This window comes from Hominisplanchenecus murintestinalis, from assembly GCF_943193015.1.
Lineage (GTDB): Bacteria > Bacillota > Clostridia > Lachnospirales > Lachnospiraceae > Hominisplanchenecus_A > Hominisplanchenecus_A murintestinalis.
The window spans coordinates 12,947-31,062 of record NZ_CALPCM010000011.1 but is presented as its reverse complement, the minus strand read 5'-3'; the positions used below and the strand labels follow the sequence as shown (position 1 = coordinate 31,062).

The window sequence follows — 18,116 nt, the reverse complement described above, 5'->3', positions numbered from 1 at the left end:
TTTGAAAACGACTAAAAAGAAGCCATCCATTCCTCTGATTATCATAGGTGCCTTATTTGCGGCTTATGCCGGATATCTGGTAAATGGTGCGTGGCATCAGGGCATTGAGTTTGGTGATTTCGTAAATAACATGACACAAGTGCTAAGCTACCCGCTTAGGGATTATTATAATGAGAGCACTTTAAAAGCTGTTTGCATAGCAGAGGGCATATTTGCTATGATAATGTTGATGTATTATACCAGTCAGAGGAAAATGATGCCGGGCAGGGAGCATGGAACGGCAAGGCTCGCCACGCCAAAAGAAGTAAACAAGGTTATACGGGACACGGATGAAGCAAAAAACAGGATACTCAGCCAGAATGTCCGCATGAGCCTTGATACCAGACGCACGAAACTTAATAACAATGTTCTGATTATTGGAGGCTCCGGTGCAGGAAAGACTTTCTATGAAGTAAAGCCAAATCTGATGCAGAGAAATTCGTCTTTTATTATTACGGATCCAAAGGGGGAGATTCTCCGTTCGGAAGGTGAGATGTTAAAGGAGAATGGTTATAATGTGAAGGTTATCAATCTTTTGGAGATGGATAAGAGTGATTGCTATAATCCGTTTGTATATTTGAGGGAAGAAACGGATGTGGTAAAGCTGGTAACAAATATCATGTCTAATACAACACCTAAGAATGCATCGTCAAGTGATCCATTCTGGGACAAGGCAGAGGGGCTGTTTTTGCAGTCTCTTTTCTATTATGTGTGGCTTGAATGTCCGATTGCCACGAGAAATATGGCTACGGTCATGGAGCTAATCGGTAAGGCAGAAGTCACGGAAAAGGATAAGCCGTCAGAACTGGATAAACAGATGTCCTTTCTGGAGCATACTTCTCCGCTGGGAAGTAACCATCCTGCGGTAAAGCAGTACAAAAAGTGCATGAGAGGAGCCGGTGATACCATTCGTTCCATTATCATATCGGCAAATTCAAGGCTTGCAAAGCTGGAGAATAAGCAGGTTCTTCGTCTGTTATCAAAAGATGACTTAAATCTTGCGGAGCTTGGCACGGGAGTCAGCAATGACGGACACACGAAGACAGCACTATTCTGTGTGATACCGGATAGCGACAAGTCCTATAACTTCATTATTGGGATGCTTTATACGCAGATATTTCAAGAACTATATTATCAGGCAGACTTTAATTATGGTGGCAGGCTGCCAATCCATGTGACTTTTATGCTTGATGAGTTTTCAAATGTCGCACTTCCGGATGATTACTGTTCTTTGCTTTCTACGATGAGAAGCCGTGAGATATCGAGTGTTATCATTATACAGAACCTTGCTCAGATCAAGGCACTCTTTAAGGATACTTGGGAAACGATACCGGGCAACTGCGATACTCTGGTATATCTTGGTGGCAATGAGCAGAGCACGCATGAGTATATCTCAAAGCTGCTTGGAAAGGCAACGATTGATAAAAAATCAACTGGAGAATCACGGGGAAGACAGGGAAGTTCAAGCCGGAATTATGATGTGCTCGGTCGTGAGATTATGACACCGGATGAAGTGAGGAAAATGGATAATGCCAAGTGTTTAATTTTTATCCGTGGTCTTGACCCGGTGTTAGATAAAAAGTATTCCACACCGAAACATCCGATATTTTCACAGACTGCGGATGGGGATGGAAAGCCTTATGAGTATGAAAAAAAGACAGAGGATCATTTTATCGGGCAGCCATATGAACTTCTTAATGAACAGGGTGTCGAAAATTTTGTGAAGAGGAAGGAGAACGGTGAGAATGTGTTTATCCAGGATCTGACCTATGAGGAGTTCATGAGCCTCGATCAGGACAGAATGAATGAGTATTTGCTGACGGAGGAAGAACTGCATGAGAACCGGCAGTATCTGGAGTCATTGGAAGGACAGATGGAGATGAAAAATGTTCCCGACAGCGAGATGGAGGAACAGAGTACGAAATTGTTATCTGATCTTATTAAGGCTGCCATGGAGAGCAGGAAAAAAGAAAAGGAGCTGATAGCAAATGAGACTTTGGAGCAGAGACTTAAACGGATTTCATTTTCGCCACAAATTATAAGACTTTTTGATAAGGCAGCGGCGATGAAGATTCCCGAAGAAGAGATACTTAAGTATGCATATGAGGGAGTGTCCATGATAAAACTTGGTCAGTTTGTGAACAACTACCAGTCCAAAGCAAGGGCTGTGAGTTAATTATAATATGAACTATTAAGCGGGAGAGGTGTATGTCAGCTGATATACATCCCTCCCTGTTTTTTATGAAGGAGATTATTATGCAAAGATTAGTAAGAAATGTAATGAGCAAAAGGGCAGAACAGAAGGAGGGTTCTATGATGAAAAAGAAACGGAGTTTTATGAAACAGGTAATGATACCGGCATTTTGTGGTACCGTAACAGCCATGAATCTTATGACTGCGACCGCATTTGCGGCGGGCACGGAGGCGGTAACAAAGCCGCTTGACAGCTTAAAGACACTAATCATCGCTGTGATTGGTGCAATCGGTGTGATTATCCTTGCAAAGAATGTGATGGAGTTTGCACAGGCATACCAGCAGCAGGATTCATCCACCATGAATTCAGCGTTAAAAGGTATCGTGGCAGGAGTGATGATGGCAGGCATTTCTTCCGTGCTTTCTTTCCTTGGATTCTGATGATGGCAGAAATTACGCATAGGGCAGAGACATTCTCTGCCCGGAAAGGAAGGTGACGGGGAGTATGGATTTTTTTAAACTCGGAGGTGTTATCCTTGATTTGTTAAATATGGTGTTTGGTTTTTGGAATAACCAGGTATCACTTGTATTTGCACTTCTTGGTGAGTCTCCTGTGGAATTTAAGGACGGTGGTCCGTGGGGAGCGGTATCGGGAATTGAACCCATCTTTGTAGCGGTGGGTTCTTCTTTGGTGGTTCTATTCTTTGTGATTGGCTTTTGTTCGGAGTCCGTGGATATCAAAGAAGAAATGAGATTCGAGGTGATACTCCGTATGCTGATTAGGCTGGGGCTTGCCGAGTGGTTTGTGGCAAACAATGTAACAATCATGAAAGCAATCTTTACTTCCGTTGGCAATCTGGTCGGGCTTTTATCGGCCGGCAATACGGCAAAACTAAAGATTGCTGCAGAGCAGGCAGAGATTATAAAGGATTTGGGGTTTGGGGAGTCGCTGCTCATGTTGATACTGGCGGCATTGCTTTCCATTATCATCATTATCTGCGGTTTCTTTCTGATATATACGGTGTATTTCAGATTTATGAAACTGCTTATCATTGTTCCTTTAGGCTCTATCGCTTATTCAACAATAGGTGGGAACAGGATGGTGGCACATACGGCTGTCACTTACAGTAAATATTTTTTATCAGTGGTGCTCGAAGCAGTAGTAATGGCTCTTGCTATTATCATCTGTAATGCCTTGATTAATGCAGGGCTGCCATCGTTTACGGGAAATTATGCAGAATGGGCAAAGGCATTGATTTATCTTTGTGAGATGACATTTACGATTGCCCTTACGGTGGGAACTGTGAAAGGAGCACAGAGCCTTGTGAGTAAGGCGCTTGGAATATAGGCGTAATCACTTAATGAGATTGGAGGATGACTATGGTTATTGAGATAAATAAAGATATTGATCGTTATAAGGAATCGGTTGTACTTGGGCTTACAGCCAGACAGCTGGTTTACAGCATCATTTCGGTAGTGATTGGGGGCGGCATTGTTCTTCTTACATATCCGTATGTAGGACTGACAACCAGTGCATATATTGCCATCCCGGTGGTTGCTCCGATTGCATTGACAGGTTTCTATTCTTATAACGGCATGACATTTATGGAAATGATGAAAAAGAAGCTTCATTTTTCGTTCTGCAATAAAGCACTTACCTATGTTTCAACGGAGAGTGCGGAAGAAATCAAGAAGATACAGATGGCAGAGGAGACAACGGGTAAGAAGAAAGCAATTATTTTGAAGATGTACTTATAATGCATCGGAAAGGACGGATAATTATGGGATTATTTTCTGACGGATTTAAGGAGCTTAAAAAGGCAAGCGTGCCACTTTACAAGGCTCCGAAGTCCATACAGGAGACGATAGAGATTGAAAAAGTAGCGGTAAACGGTATCTTTGAAGTATCCAAAAACCGTTATACCAAGTGTTATCGTTTCCATGATATCAACTATACGACAACAAACGAAGAGGAGCAGATTGATATTTTTGAGAGATACTGTAAGTTTCTCAACAGCTTAGATTGTGCATTTAAGATCACGGTCAATAACAAGAATAAAGACATGGAGAGGCTGCGTGACGATATTCTGCTTTCCTGTCAGAGTGATGGCTATAATGAGTATCGCAAGATTTATAATGACATTATCGAAGAAAAAATCCGTGAAGGCAGACAGGGAATTGAACAGGAGAGATATCTGACCATCACGATTGAGAGAAAGAATTTTGAAGAGGCAAAGGCACAGTTTGCAACCATTGAGGCTACCGTGCACAAGGCATTTTCAGAACTTGGCACGGACATCATTGCACTTGATGGGAATGAGAGATTGAAAGTCCTTCATAACTTCTATCATCTGGGAGAGGAAGACACCTTTGATTTCGATATCAAGGATGCAGCTAGGGTAGGGGCAGATTTTCGCAATGATCTTTGTAACGGGATGTTGAAATATTATCCGGACCATATTGAGGATGAGGGGAAGCTTGTAAGGGCACTTTTTATCAAGAAGTATCCGAGTTCCCTCTCAGACAGGTTCTTAAATGAGATTACTTCTTTACCGGTTCATTCCGTGACGAGCATTGATGTGGTTCCAATATCAAAGGATATGACGACGAAGGTGCTTCAAAAGAAGTATCTGGGTATTGAGTCGGACATCATCAAGCAGCAGAGGGTCAGAAACAAGAACAATGATTTTTCTTCGGAGATTTCTTATGCCAAGAGGACGGAAAAGAAGGAGATTGAGCAGATCATGGATGATGTACGGGAGAATGACCAGTGCATGTTTTATGTGGCTGTGACAATCCTGCTTGTGGCAGAGAACAAAGAGGAACTCGAAAGCATGACAGAGTCTGTGGTTACGATTGGAAAGAGAAATTCCGTGATGGTAGATACGCATTATCTCAAGCAGAGGGAAGCACTCAATACAGCACTTCCTATCGGTGTGAGACAGGTGGAGACTATGAGGACGATGCTTACCCAGTCTTTGGCGGTGCTCTTGCCTTTCAATGTGCAGGAGTTAAATGATGCAGGCGGTAATTATTATGGCATCAACCAGATCAGCAAAAATGTGAATGTAGGAAACAGAAAGAAGCTCTTGAACGGAAACGGATTCATTTTCGGTGTGCCCGGTTCCGGCAAGAGCTTTTTTGCAAAGCAGGAGATGGGAAATGTTTTCTTAAATACCAATGATGATGTTATCGTGATAGACCCGATGAATGAGTATTTTGATATCGCAAGAACATTCGGCGGTGCCATCGTCAATCTTTCGGCTTATACCAAGAATTATGTAAACCCTTTGGAAGCAGATTTGTCACAGGTAAATGAGAAGGGAATCCGGGATGTGATTGCCGATAAGTCGGAGTTTATGCTTGGGCTTTGTGACCAGCTTTTAGGCTCAGCCCTGAATCAGAAACATCATTCCATTATTGACCGATGTGTAAAGGATCTTTACTTTGAAGCGTGGCGTAACCATAAAGTACCGTTGATGAGCGATTTTTATCATATCTTAAAGTCGCAGTCAGAGACCGAGGCACAGGAACTTGCCCTCTGTCTGGAACTTTTTGTGGAGGGTTCGCTTAATATTTTCAACCACCATACAAATGTGGATGAGGACAACAGGCTTACGGTGTATGGTATTCAGGACTTGGGTTCCCAGCTCGCCCCGGTCGCAATGCTCGTGATGATGGAAGCTATCCAGTCGAGAATCGTTGAAAACGGTCGAAAGGGCAGGGCGACATGGCTTTATATTGATGAGTGCCATGTCCTCCTAAATAGTGATTATAGTGCAACATATCTTCAGCAGCTTTGGAAAAAGGTTAGGAAACAGGGAGGACTTTGTACCGGTATCAGCCAGAATGTCACAGATCTTTTGCAGAATTATATTGCATCAACTTTGATTTCCAATAGCGAGTTCATTGCTCTTTTGAAACAGAGTAATATCGACAGTGCAAAACTTGCGGAGGTCATCGGTGTTTCTGACGCACAGCTTCGTTTTGTCAGCAATTCTCCAAGTGGAACGGGACTGATTAAGTGTGGTTCCATCGTGATACCGTTTGACAATACCATTGGTAAGGATACGGCACTTTATAAGCTCTACAATACGAATATCCACGAGAAGATTGAAGAGGGACTTATGGATGAATATCAGAATCTGAAAAGCAACAGTAAAGATATTGTGCCTGAAAATTCTGAACAGACTCAGGTTGAACAACCTGTGGAGACGTATAACAGTTGGATGATTTACTAAGGACGATGGTAATGCAGATAGAGTTTGCAGGAGTTTGAAAGGCAGGTGTACGGATGAAGATTCGTAAGGTAGAAGAAAAGCCCATGAAGCTTCATACCAAGGAAGGTCCGAAGCTTCGTATCAGGGCAAAAGGCAAGACGAAAACGGGGAGAATGAAAGTTCACAAAGTGAAAAAATCTCCGCTTTCCGGATTAAAACAGCGGGTAAAAACTTCTAATTCCTCCATTCAGATTAAGAAGCAGCAGCTTCATGTGCTGGGGAGAAAAGCAGCAAAGGAGATGGATGGGGGAGAGGAGATTGCTGACAGCATAGATGTGGCACTGGCATTTTCCTATCCTTTGGTGTCGGCGGCATCAAAAGGGGTAAAGCTGCTTCGGAATAAAAAGCATCAAAAGGATAAACAGCGAAAGGAAGACAAGTCTAAAGATAATAGAAAAAGAGGAGCTTATAGCCGCTCGGATTCTGATACGATAAATGCAAAAGAAGTCGAGCGGCGGAAAGCCGCCATAAAGACAAAGAATTCAAATTTGAAAAAGAAAGATGGTAAAGCAGGGGGAAATAAAAGAGAAGATTTATCTTATAAAAGTGGAAGGGGTTCTGCAAAAAGCAGGATGATAACAGCTTTTATCACTAATATGTGGGCTGATGAGGAGGAAAAGGCATCTCTGTCTACAGCAGCAAAACAGACCGTAAAAAGAGAGCTTGCCATACTGATAAAAAAGATTATGGCTACGGTGCTTCCGGGATTTCTTGGTCTTTTTTCTGTCGTTGCTTTATGTGGGGTGGCTGTGGTTGCAGTACTTGCAATCATATACAATTCCCCGTTTGCAATATTTTTCCCTCTGCCGGACAGCGGCACGGAAGATGTGAGGACAGTGCTTGTAGGTTATTATCAGGAGTTTAATGAGAAGATTTTTGAATTAGAGGAGAGTGGCGAAAACGTCGTTTACAAAAACTCGGAGGATGGTGTCCCGGTATCGAATTTTAATGATACCCTGATGGTTTATATGCTTCTATATGGTGATGGCAAGGCAGCATATGTCATGGATGAAGACGGAAAGAAGAATCTAAAAAAGGTCTTTGATGAGATGAATCGTATTGATGCAGCGAGCAGTGCGGTAGAGATGGATGTGGGGGATTCACTTGGCAAGGTATGGGTAACAGCATACTGTCCCTGTTCACAATGCTGCGGTCCTTATGCAAACGGCATCACGGCTTCGGGAAAGACTGCAAGGGCAAAGCATACCATAGCTGTGGATGCATACAATCCCATCGTGCCGATGGGGACAAAAGTTGTGATTGAAGGTACGGTTTATACCGTTGAAGATACGGGAAACCTTAATCACTATGGCAATGATTTTGATATTTTTTATGCGAAACATAATCAGACCAGCCAGTGGGGACGAAGGCATGTGGAAGCATACATTGCGGAGGGAAATACCAATAAGGTTTCGGTGACATCTTCAGGCGCAACTGTCCAAAACCTGACATATAAGGACTATATGAGCCAAAACGCTTTAACGGATGACCAAAAGGAAGTTCTTGAAGAACTGATGAGTGCAGATGCTTCTATTCTTGTTGCTTCAGGTGAGGTAGGGACACAGGTGGCACAGATGGCTATGACAAAGGTTGGCTGTGGATACAGTCAGGACAAGCGTATGCAGGAGGGATGGTATGATTGCAGTTCATTAGTTTACAGACTGTATAAAGAGGCAGGAATCATCCTAAATGAAACAGCATCAACGCAGGGAAAACAATGCTATCAAAAGGCTCAGATTATCAATAAAAAAGATTTGCAGCCCGGAGACCTCATCTTTTATTCGTATGAAGATAACGGACAGTTCCGTAATATTTCCCATGTGGCAATTTATGTGGGTGACGGGAAGATGGTTCATGCGGCGAATCCAAGCCGTGGTGTGGTATTAGACCCGCTGAGAACGGGGAATGTAGTGTTTTATGCGAGACCATACGGATAAAAGAACCGTAGCGTTTTCTGCTACGGCTTGTATCTCAATATCTTATTCCATGTAGAGTGAAATCCCATGCTCTCTAAAAGTTTTGAAGTGTTATCTTCAGATGATTTCTTCTGATACGAAGAAATGATAGTTCTGAGATTTTTATAGAACCGCTTAAAGTCATCCTTTGGAAGAAGATATCTCATGGCAATGACAATCGCAAACAGATCGTTCTTTCCAACGGAATAATTGGAACCGGTTTTAGGTACACCCAGCTTTTTATGTAACATGGTATCAGGGATGTCTGTATGGCTGTGATATAAAAACAGCCGCTCGTTATGTGCACAGACATTTCTGAAATCAGTAATCACTTTGAGAAGCTGCCGCAGTTCCCGCTCATTGACTGCTTCGTAACAATGACTGATTCTTGATTGTATATCACTTTGCATGTAGGAATACATCTTTGATATCTGACCTATGGTTAATGTGTTTACAACAGCCCATAAAGGCACATTTTGATATGTTTTTCGTTGATAAATGATATAGTCATGAGCCGAACTGTTATTGGCATTGTAAGCAAGAATCTGAACCAGCTTGTTTATTCCTCCCATGTTCCGTCTGGAATAGTTATAGTGGTTCGGATTTAGATAGTCATTTTGGCTGGATGAATACTTTTCGCAAAAATAATAGGATATCTGCGAGCGTATTCTCTGCTCAATATGGCAAATATACTTGAAAACCAAAAGACGGAGTTCCTCATCAAAGTCATATAGATTAACGATGTCTTCAAAGGTGGTGCCGGGCAGATAAGTATGTGTTGTGTAATCGTAAAAGATGGATTTGTAACCGTCAATAAGGGCGTAATACCGTATTTCCCTTAACTTTTCCTCAGCAAAAGAAGGATTGTTTATGGTCAATCCCTTTTTTGTGGTCAGATTATTGATTTGATCCTGATAATTCAGGAAAGGTTTGAGTTTAGGCATATACAGTATTCCTTTCAAAAAAAGAAGAGAGGACCCACAGATCCTCCCTCCGGTCACAGTCCTCTCGAGTATCTGCAACCTATCACTGCCCTTTATCTTAACACAGAATAAAGAGAATGACAATAGAAATTATATGTATTTTCAAATTTTTTATGCAAAGGAGCGTGTTTTTTATGAGTGTAACAGTAAATGATCTGGTGGTTTACCACTATGAGAAGCAGCCATCCGACTTCAAAGCCGGTGAGCTGCTTCATAACTTTAACGGTACGGATTACCGTGTGATGGAGAATTATGGCAGAGAAAATCTTCTGCTGATGCAGATGAATACAGGAATGTTTGTGGTTGGAGAGGGTGTGGAGGCATATAAAAGGTATCCGAAAGATGAAATCCCGACAGCAGAAAATATTCAGACAGGTATCGAGTGGGGAAGCGGAGTTTATCTGGGGAATGATATATCTGCCATAGATTTTAAGCAGCTTCATGAGGAGTACAGTGGACCGCCTGAACCAAACGAGCGGGGAGAATATGAAATTGAAATCAATGAAACGCTGTCGCACACAGAGAGCGTAAAGGCTGATTCGTACGATGAGGCACTTGATGATGTGAAAGACAGATATGACAGGAGCGAAATTGTGCTGGATGCAGAATCTTTTGCAGGTGTGGACTTTGTTCCTAAAAACAGAAGCAGATAAGGAGGGGTGCTCAATGAGTGTAGATTATAAATGCAGGCAAATCTATAATGATGTGATCCACGATGTCACGAAGACAGAGGAAGCATGGAAAAGTGTTCTTTCCCTTTGTGGCAGGATATACCGTTATGAGTTTGACAATGTTCTCATGGTCTATGCACAAAGACCGAAGTCCACTCTCATTGCGGACTTTGACACATGGAAAAAGGTTGACCGTTATGTAAAGCGTGGCAGTAAGGGAATTGCCATTTATCCATCGAGGGCACTTTCTCCATACTGCAGGTACGTCTTTGATATTTCTGATACGGGCGGCAGGAATGTAAAACTAACATGGATTCTTGAGGGGGACTATCTGACGGACTATGCAAAAAGGCTTGCCTGGGAAGGAAGCATTACTCTGACCGGTAATGAATCCCCTGTGGATCTGAAAAATAAAATCTGGGACTTTACAAAGTCCGAGGTCCGTGGTATATTAAGAGAAAAACACGCAATGCGTGTATCTGTATTAGCAGGTAAATTGGGTGATCAGATCGTCAGCAGCAGGCAGGATGTCAGGGATGACGGATTGCAGATTATTGAGAGGAGCATTTTCTATGTAGTCGCTGGAAGGTGTGGGTTTGACCAGCCTAAGGGAGAAAACGAGTTAGGTACGATAACGCAGATTGTTAAGGAAGATATGATTTTTGAACTTGGCAGTCTGGTCAGCGATGTGTCCTGTGAGGTATTAAGGAATATCAGCCGCAGCATAAAGGAAATCGAGCGTGAAAGGAGGATGTCATATGAGCGTGGCACTACAGTACAAAGAGGGAGCAGACGGGATGCTGTATCCGAACATCATAATGGAGAAGGAAAATCTGTCCCAAATCGGGAAATACGGTCTGATGGCGATGGATTATCTAAAGGAAAACCATTACGAGAGGTATCTGTCTCTGGCGAGATTTGGGAGATTAACGGAGATTTTGGCTCCGGTGAACGAGGAAGCGTATCGGATGGAGGAACAGATGATGGGGCAGTATCTGCGGTCCCATCCGGCGAAGAACCCGGCAGACACGATGGAGATGTGGAAAATCAGAGAGCGGGGACTGAGGCAGATACAGGAGATCATCGTTCACGATCTGATCAACAAGTACCATTAGAAAGCGAAACTGTAAAAGCGGACGAAACCCCGCATGCGCCCAATGACGGTGCGAAAGGAGAGTATCATCAAATCTCTTTTATGGATATGATGGCACCGCCTGACAATGAATTTGACAGGGAACTGAAAGAATTAGAGAGTTTCGGAGAAGAAAGAGGAGCTGATACAGCTTCTCTTTTTTCACATGTGGAGTCCGTTCTTTCAGAGCAGGAAAAAGAGGATTTAAAGGCAGGCAGGCATACCTACCTGAATCCGAAAAAAGAGCCTGTGCCGGAGGAGTACATTAAAACAGTGGTGCTTCGTGGCACAGGCTTTGCAGGCGGGGAAAAGCGTGTTTATGAGATTATGCAGTCTGAGCCTGTAAAGTCAGAACGTATCAAAAAGATTAGGGCTGAGTACGGAACAGGCGGTGCAGGCTGGCCCATAGAGGGCTATGGTCTGCACGGATATGACACATTTAAAGCGAATGGAATTCGTTTTCAGTGGCGGGATGAAGAGGGCGAGAAAGAGGGATATGTAGATTGGAATACGATAGAGGAAGTGATTTCAGCACTTGTTCTGACGGGAGAGTATTACACGCCGGAGAATGAATTTGCAGATACTGTTGAAGAGCTGGATGAATTTGCGATTCCTGATGAAGTCGGTGATATGGGCATCCCTGATAATAAACGTGCTTTAGACGAACACAATGAGGACGCATGGTATGGAATGGCACCGGAAGAACTTGCGGGAGAAGACGAAACTGTGACTTTTTCCGAGTATGGCAGGGAGTTCACGGACGAGGAGTCTTACCATGAAAAAATCAGGGAAATGTCTGGTAAAAGTGATAAATCCACAGTATCAGCAGATGAAGATGAGCTGCTGCAGAATAGTTCAGAAGGGTTCGCTTCCGACTTCCATATGTCTCCGTTCGCCACACAGTCAGCGGGCATGATGACAAGATATGACTGGAATATCAAGGCACTCCGCACATTGAAACAGATTCAGACGGAAAACCGTGCAGCCACGCATAAAGAACAGGAGGTTTTATCAAAATATGTAGGCTGGGGAGGGCTTTCACAGGCGTTTGATGCTAATAATGAGAAATGGGCAAAAGAATATGGAGAGTTAAAGGCACTTCTTACACCGGAGGAGTATAAGGCAGCTAAGGCTACGGTAAACAATGCCTTTTATACTCCATCCATTGTAGCAAGTGCCATAGGAAATGCTCTTGTACAGTTTGGCTTTAAAAAGGGAAATATCCTTGAGCCTTCGCTGGGGGTGGGAAACTTTTTTGGCTGCCTGCCGGGCTCAATGTCGCAGGCAAAACTCTTTGGCGTGGAGATAGATCCGGTATCGGCTGAGATTGCAAAGCTTCTTTATCCGTCGGCGAAAATTGAAATCAAAGGATTTGAAAAGACCGCTTATCCCGATAATTTTTTTGATGCAGTCATCGGCAATGTGCCGTTTGGTGATTATAAGGTATTTGATCCAAAGTATAACAAGTTGAATTTCAAGATACATGATTATTTTCTTGCAAAGAGCATTGATCAGGTGCGACCGGGCGGTGTTGTGGCGGTCATTACGACAAAGGGGACGCTTGACAAGAAGAATAATTCCATCCGGAAGTATATTGCAGAAAGGGCAGAGCTGTTAGGTGCAGTCAGATTACCGGTTTCTACTTTTTCGGGTAATGCTGGTACAGAGGTCACAAGTGATATCCTGTTCTTTCAGAAGAGGGAGAGAAAGATTACGGCAGAACCGGACTGGATTCATCTTGGCTTTTCGGAGAATGGAATTCCAATTAACAGTTATTTTGCAGAGCATCCGGAGATGATGCTGGGTACGATGAAGTATGACAAGGGGAGATTTGGTGAGAACAGCAGTTATACGGTATGTGTGAATGATGATGCGGACTTTAATCTTTACGAGGCATTAAATAATGCTATTGCAAACATTCATGCAGAATATAAGGATTTTGAACTGATTTCCGATAAGGAGGAGAGTATCACGGCAGATATCCCCGCTGATCCTGATGTGAAGAATTTTACCTTTACGGAACAGGAAGGGAAAATTTACTTCAGAAAAGACAGCAGGATGTATGAGTGGGAGGCAGGTGATAAGACAGTAAAGCGCATCAAAGGGCTGATGAAAATCAGGGAATTGACAAGGAAAGTTATTGATATTCAAACCAAGGGTGCAAGCGAAGCAGAATTAAAGGCTGCCCAAAAAGAATTGTCAGATACTTATGACCGTTTTGTAAAAAGTTATGGTTATATCACAAACAGGGGTAATTCCATGGCATTCCGTGAGGATGCAGACTATCCGCTTCTATGTTCCTTAGAGATTGTGGACGAGGATGGGAATGTGGAGAAAGCGGAGATGTTCACAAAGCAGACCATCAAAGCAAAGCAGGACATTACTCATGTGGAAACGGCAGTAGAAGCATTAAATCTTTCCATTAATGAGTTTAACGGGGTCAATCTTCCCTATATGCTCTCTGTATATGAGCCGGATATTAGCGGGTATATGGATAAGATTAGAGAGAAACAGCCGGATGCGGATAAACCGCAGGAAATAAACGCCGTTGCAGAACCTATGGCATTTTCTGCCGGAGGGACAGGCAATTCCGACAATATTCATACAGAAGCAGAAGAGGTTAGGCTTTCTGACCATCTCCGCTTTGAGCTGATGCGGGAAAAGCTGATTGATGAACTGAAAGGTGTAATTTTCTGTAATCCGGAAAGTTACAACGAGAATGACCGCAACCGTGGCTGGGAGACGGCAGATGAATACTTATCGGGCAATGTCAGGGATAAGTTAGTGATTGCCGAGGCAAATGCCAAGCTGAATCCTGAGATTTTTGGCACAAATGTGGAAGCACTTAAAGAGGTGCAGCCAAAAGACCTTGATGCATCAGAGATAGATGTGCGTATCGGTACGACATGGATTGAGCCGGAGGATTATCAGGCATTCATCTATGAACTTCTGGATACTCCATATTGGGCAAGGGATGATGGGAGTCTGTATCGGAGAAACAGTATCAAAGTGAATCTGAACCGTTTTTCAATGGAGTGGTTTATCGAGAATAAGTCAAGGGACAATCATTCCGTGGCGGCTACCAAGACTTATGGTACAGGCAGGATTGATGCGTATTCCATTTTTGAATCTACCCTCAATATGCGTGTTGTGACGGTCAGGGACCGTATCGAGGACGGTGGCGGCAAATACCATTATGAAGTTAACAAGGAAGCCACTATGCTTGCAAGGGAGAAGCAGAACCAAATCAAAGAGGAGTTTCGGAACTGGATATGGAAAGAACCGGACCGCAGGCAGAAGTATGTGGATTACTATAATCAGACATTCAATAACATCCGTCTGCGTGAGTATGATGGAAGCCATCTGGAATTTCCAGGGATGAATCCGGATATCCATTTAGAAGAGCATCAGGTCAATGCGATTGCTCATGTGCTCATGGGCGGGAATGCACTTCTTGCCCATTGCGTTGGTGCCGGCAAAAGTTTTGAGATGATGGCATCTTGTATGGAACAGAAGCGTCTTGGGCTTGTAAATAAGACGGTGATGGTGGTTCCCAAATCGCTGATCGGGCAGACGGCAAGCGAATTTCTTCGTCTTTATCCGTCGGCTAATATTCTTGTGGCATCGGAGAATGATTTTTCCAAAAAACGCAGACAGCAGTTTATCGCCCGTATTGCAACAGGGGATTATGACTGCATTATCATGTCGCACTCGCAGTTTGAGAAAATCCCAATATCAAGGGAGCGTCAGCAGGAGCTTATGAACCGCCAGATTGATGAGCTGAACATAGCGATAGCGGATATCAAAGCGGAGAATGGCGAAAACTGGTCTGTGAAGCAGATGGAGGCACAGAAGAAACGGCTGGAGGAGCAGATGAAGGAGCTTGTTGAAACTGTGGACAGAGATGATGTCATTACCTTTGAGGAATTAGGGATAGATTCGATTATGGTAGATGAGGCACATGCCTTTAAGCGGCTGAGCATTTTTTCTAAAATGACCAATGTGGCAGGGATAACGGGGGCAGGCAGCAAGAGGGCGATGGATATGTACTTAAAATGTCAGTACATCAATGAAATTAACGGTGGCAGGGGCATTGTATTTGCCACAGGAACGCCTGTTTCCAATACAATCTGTGAGATGTATGTTATGCAAAGCTTTCTTCAGAAAGATGCCTTAGAGCAGCTTGGCATTTATCATTTTGACAGCTGGGCGGCAAATTTCGGTGAGGTTACAACATCTTTGGAATTGTCCGTAGAGGGCAATGGTTTCCGTTTCCGGAACCGTTTCAATAGGTTCGTGAACCTGCCGGAGTTAATGAACCTTTTTAAGGAAGTGGCGGATATCCGTACCCGTGATACTCTTGATTTGAAAGTACCGGGGCTTCGGGATGGGAATTATAAGATTGTTTCATCTGAACCTGACTGGTATACGAAGCAGGTCATGGAAGAATTTGTACAAAGGGCAGAGCGTATCCACAGTGGAGGCGTAGATCCGAGCGAGGACAATTTCTTAAAGATTACAAATGATGCAAGGCTTCTCGGTACGGATGCAAGGCTTCTTTACCCGGAAGCACCCGAAAATCCCGGAGGTAAGTTAAATCAGGTAGCAGACAATGTATATGAGGAATACAAGAGAGCTGAGGACCTTGGAATCATAGGTACCCAGCTTGTTTTTTCGGATATTGGAACACCGAAGTCCGGCTGGAACGAGGAGATGCTTGAGCCGGATTACTATAAGAACGGACATGATTTTGATGTGTACAACTTCATCAAGACCGAGCTTGTGAGGCGTGGCATACCGGCAGAAGAGATTGCTTTTGTACATGATGCGAAAACGGATGCTGCCAGGGAGACGCTTTTTAAGGATATGCGGCTTGGCAATAAGAAGATTTTGATCGGTTCTACCGAGAAATGCGGCACCGGTGTCAATGTGCAGACGCATCTTGTGGCAATGCACCATTGTGACTGCCCATGGAAACCATCAAGTATCGAGCAGAGAGAGGGGCGGGGATTGCGGCAGGGCAATGAAAATGAGTCCGTGGCAGTCTATCGTTATGTCACGAAAGGCACTTTTGATGCGTATTTGTGGAGCGTGGTCGAGAACAAGCAGCGGTTCATCTCTCAGATCATGACTTCAAAGTCCATCGGCAGAAGCTGCGAGGATATCGACGAGGTCACTTTCCAGTATGCTGAAATCAAGGCGGTTGCAACAGGAAATTCTCTTATAAAGGAGAAGATGCAGATTGACAATGATGTGCAGAGGCTGAAACTTTTGAAGGCTTCATACAACAGCCAGCACTATCAGCATCAGGATAATTTCATGGTGAAACTGCCAAAGCTCATTAGTGCGGCAACGGAAAAATTAAGCAATGTAAGGAAAGATGTGTCTTTCCGTGATGAGATGGCTGAAAAATCCCCCGATTTTGAGATAGAGGTATTTGGCCCGATCATGCTCAGTGACAAAAAGCGGAAAGAGGAGAAGGCAGCTTCACAGATGTCTCTTGACGGGGATAAGCCTGTAGAAGGAACGGTCATCCGTACTGACACAGGAGCCATTTATAAGGAGAGGGCAGACGGTGGTACGGCTCTGCTTGCAGCAATATCAAGAGCAAAGACAGGTATCCGCACAGAAATAGGCAGATATAAAGGTTTTACCTTATCCGTGGAAAAGAATTTCATGGGAATCAACTATTTGTTCCTGACCGGCAAGACAGATTATTCCATTGAGGTTTCAAGCTCGCCGGTAGGCATGATGGTCCGGATGGAAAATGAGTTTTCAAAAATTCAGGAGAAGATCATTTTTCTTGAGCAGAAGCTTGAAACTTATCACAGGGATATGGAGAGAGCCAAAGCTGACTTTGAAAAACCGTTCGAGCACGAGGAAGAGCTTCAGCAGAAATTGAAACGCCAGTTTGAAATCAATACAGAGCTTGATATTGATAAGTCAGAGGGTGCAAAGGAGGAAAATTTTGATGCCAGCAGGTCTGATGACAAGGATAAAGCGGATGTTCATGAACAGGACAAAGACAGGGACGAGCAGGAAGAAAGCTACGGTATTGCAGATGCTAATGCAAGAAGTGGTGATATCAGATAGGGGAGGAAACGGGTGAAAAATATTTTTTCACCCGGCAAGTTTGTGTCAGCGCTGCGACACAAACATTGCGTTAATGCGCAAAGGACAGCGCAGAAAAGAGGAAAATATGAGCAGGCGTAAGTTTATATTCGTTGTTATGATTGGGATTGCTTTTGTGGCGGTCCCTTTTGTTTTCAGGGCAATAGACAGGAACAATTCTGATAAGCATATCAGGGAATTTGAGGTGAATGATGATGAGACAGATGAAGGGGAGAAGAATCAGGGCAAAGCCTCCGGTGGTAAAAAGAAATCTTCCAAGGAGATACCAGACGGTGCCGTCGGCATTATTGAGATCAAAAGTCTCGATATCTGCTATCCCATTTTTGAGGGAGCGGACAGTACACAGTTAAATATGGGGATTGGTCATATGGAAAACACAGCACCCTTATGTGAAAAAGGGAATGCCGTACTCGCCGGACACAATGGAAGCAGGAGAGGGGTATTCTTCACAAATCTAAGCGGTATCCGTATTGGTGCAAAGGTCAGGGTAACAAATAAGAAAAAGGTCACGCATACCTATGAGGTGTATGAGACCGGAGTGTATGGACCATATGACGAGACGGTGTATGCAGCATCGGAAGAGGAATGCCTGACACTTTTTACCTGTGCGTATTCAGGGTCAAGGAGGTTCGTGGTGAGATGCAGGCTCATTAATCCGGTGCCGGAACCGACTGAATCTCCACAGGAGAATGGGCAGGCAGAACAGGAGTGATTCTGTCTGCCTGTCATAA

The 18,116-nt window shown here is 43.7% G+C and carries 10 protein-coding genes; 9 read left to right on the top strand and 1 reads right to left on the bottom strand.

Going from position 1 to position 18,116, the window contains the following annotated elements; translation table 11 throughout:
- The first annotated feature begins 1 nt into the window (after nt 1).
- From NFR99_RS06160 to NFR99_RS06135, 6 genes are all read left to right on the top strand, one after another.
- Complete coding sequence (locus NFR99_RS06160; protein ID WP_251353226.1) at nt 2–2,215, top strand: VirD4-like conjugal transfer protein, CD1115 family; 2,214 nt, start codon at nt 2–4, stop codon at nt 2,213–2,215.
- 161 nt (nt 2,216–2,376) lie between these two features.
- Nucleotides 2,377–2,673 carry a hypothetical protein gene (locus NFR99_RS06155; protein ID WP_465221055.1) on the top strand — a complete coding sequence of 99 codons (297 nt, stop codon included), beginning with the start codon at nt 2,377–2,379 and terminating at the stop codon, nt 2,671–2,673.
- Between the two features lie 64 nt (nt 2,674–2,737).
- Nucleotides 2,738–3,580 (top strand): hypothetical protein, encoded by an 843-nt coding sequence (locus NFR99_RS06150; RefSeq protein WP_251353225.1) that lies wholly within the window; start codon nt 2,738–2,740, stop codon nt 3,578–3,580.
- A 32-nt stretch (nt 3,581–3,612) separates the two neighbouring features.
- Nucleotides 3,613–3,990, top strand: a complete 378-nt coding sequence (locus NFR99_RS06145) for a PrgI family protein (protein ID WP_251353224.1) — start codon at nt 3,613–3,615, stop codon at nt 3,988–3,990.
- Nucleotides 3,991–4,013: 23 nt separating this feature from the next.
- Complete coding sequence (locus tag NFR99_RS06140) at nt 4,014–6,473, top strand: VirB4-like conjugal transfer ATPase, CD1110 family (RefSeq protein ID WP_251353223.1); 2,460 nt, start codon at nt 4,014–4,016, stop codon at nt 6,471–6,473.
- A gap of 53 nt (nt 6,474–6,526) precedes the next feature.
- Nucleotides 6,527–8,449, top strand: a complete 1,923-nt coding sequence (locus NFR99_RS06135; RefSeq protein WP_251353222.1) for a C40 family peptidase — start codon at nt 6,527–6,529, stop codon at nt 8,447–8,449.
- A 20-nt stretch (nt 8,450–8,469) separates the two neighbouring features.
- Here NFR99_RS06135 and NFR99_RS06130 read toward each other — a convergent pair whose 3' ends face one another.
- Complete coding sequence (locus tag NFR99_RS06130) at nt 8,470–9,411, bottom strand: Abi family protein (RefSeq protein ID WP_251353221.1); 942 nt, start codon at nt 9,409–9,411, stop codon at nt 8,470–8,472.
- Nucleotides 9,412–9,584: 173 nt separating this feature from the next.
- Between NFR99_RS06130 and NFR99_RS06125 the strand changes: the two genes are divergently transcribed.
- From NFR99_RS06125 to NFR99_RS06115, 3 genes are all read left to right on the top strand, one after another.
- Nucleotides 9,585–10,103 carry a DpnD/PcfM family protein gene (locus tag NFR99_RS06125; protein ID WP_251353220.1) on the top strand — a complete coding sequence of 173 codons (519 nt, stop codon included), beginning with the start codon at nt 9,585–9,587 and terminating at the stop codon, nt 10,101–10,103.
- 13 nt (nt 10,104–10,116) lie between these two features.
- On the top strand, nt 10,117–17,346 hold the full coding sequence (locus NFR99_RS06120) for a helicase-related protein (protein WP_251353219.1): 7,230 nt from the start codon (nt 10,117–10,119) through the stop codon (nt 17,344–17,346).
- A 106-nt stretch (nt 17,347–17,452) separates the two neighbouring features.
- Nucleotides 17,453–18,097, top strand: coding sequence for a class D sortase (locus NFR99_RS06115; protein ID WP_251353218.1), 645 nt, complete (start codon nt 17,453–17,455; stop codon nt 18,095–18,097).
- Nucleotides 18,098–18,116 lie beyond the last annotated feature (19 nt).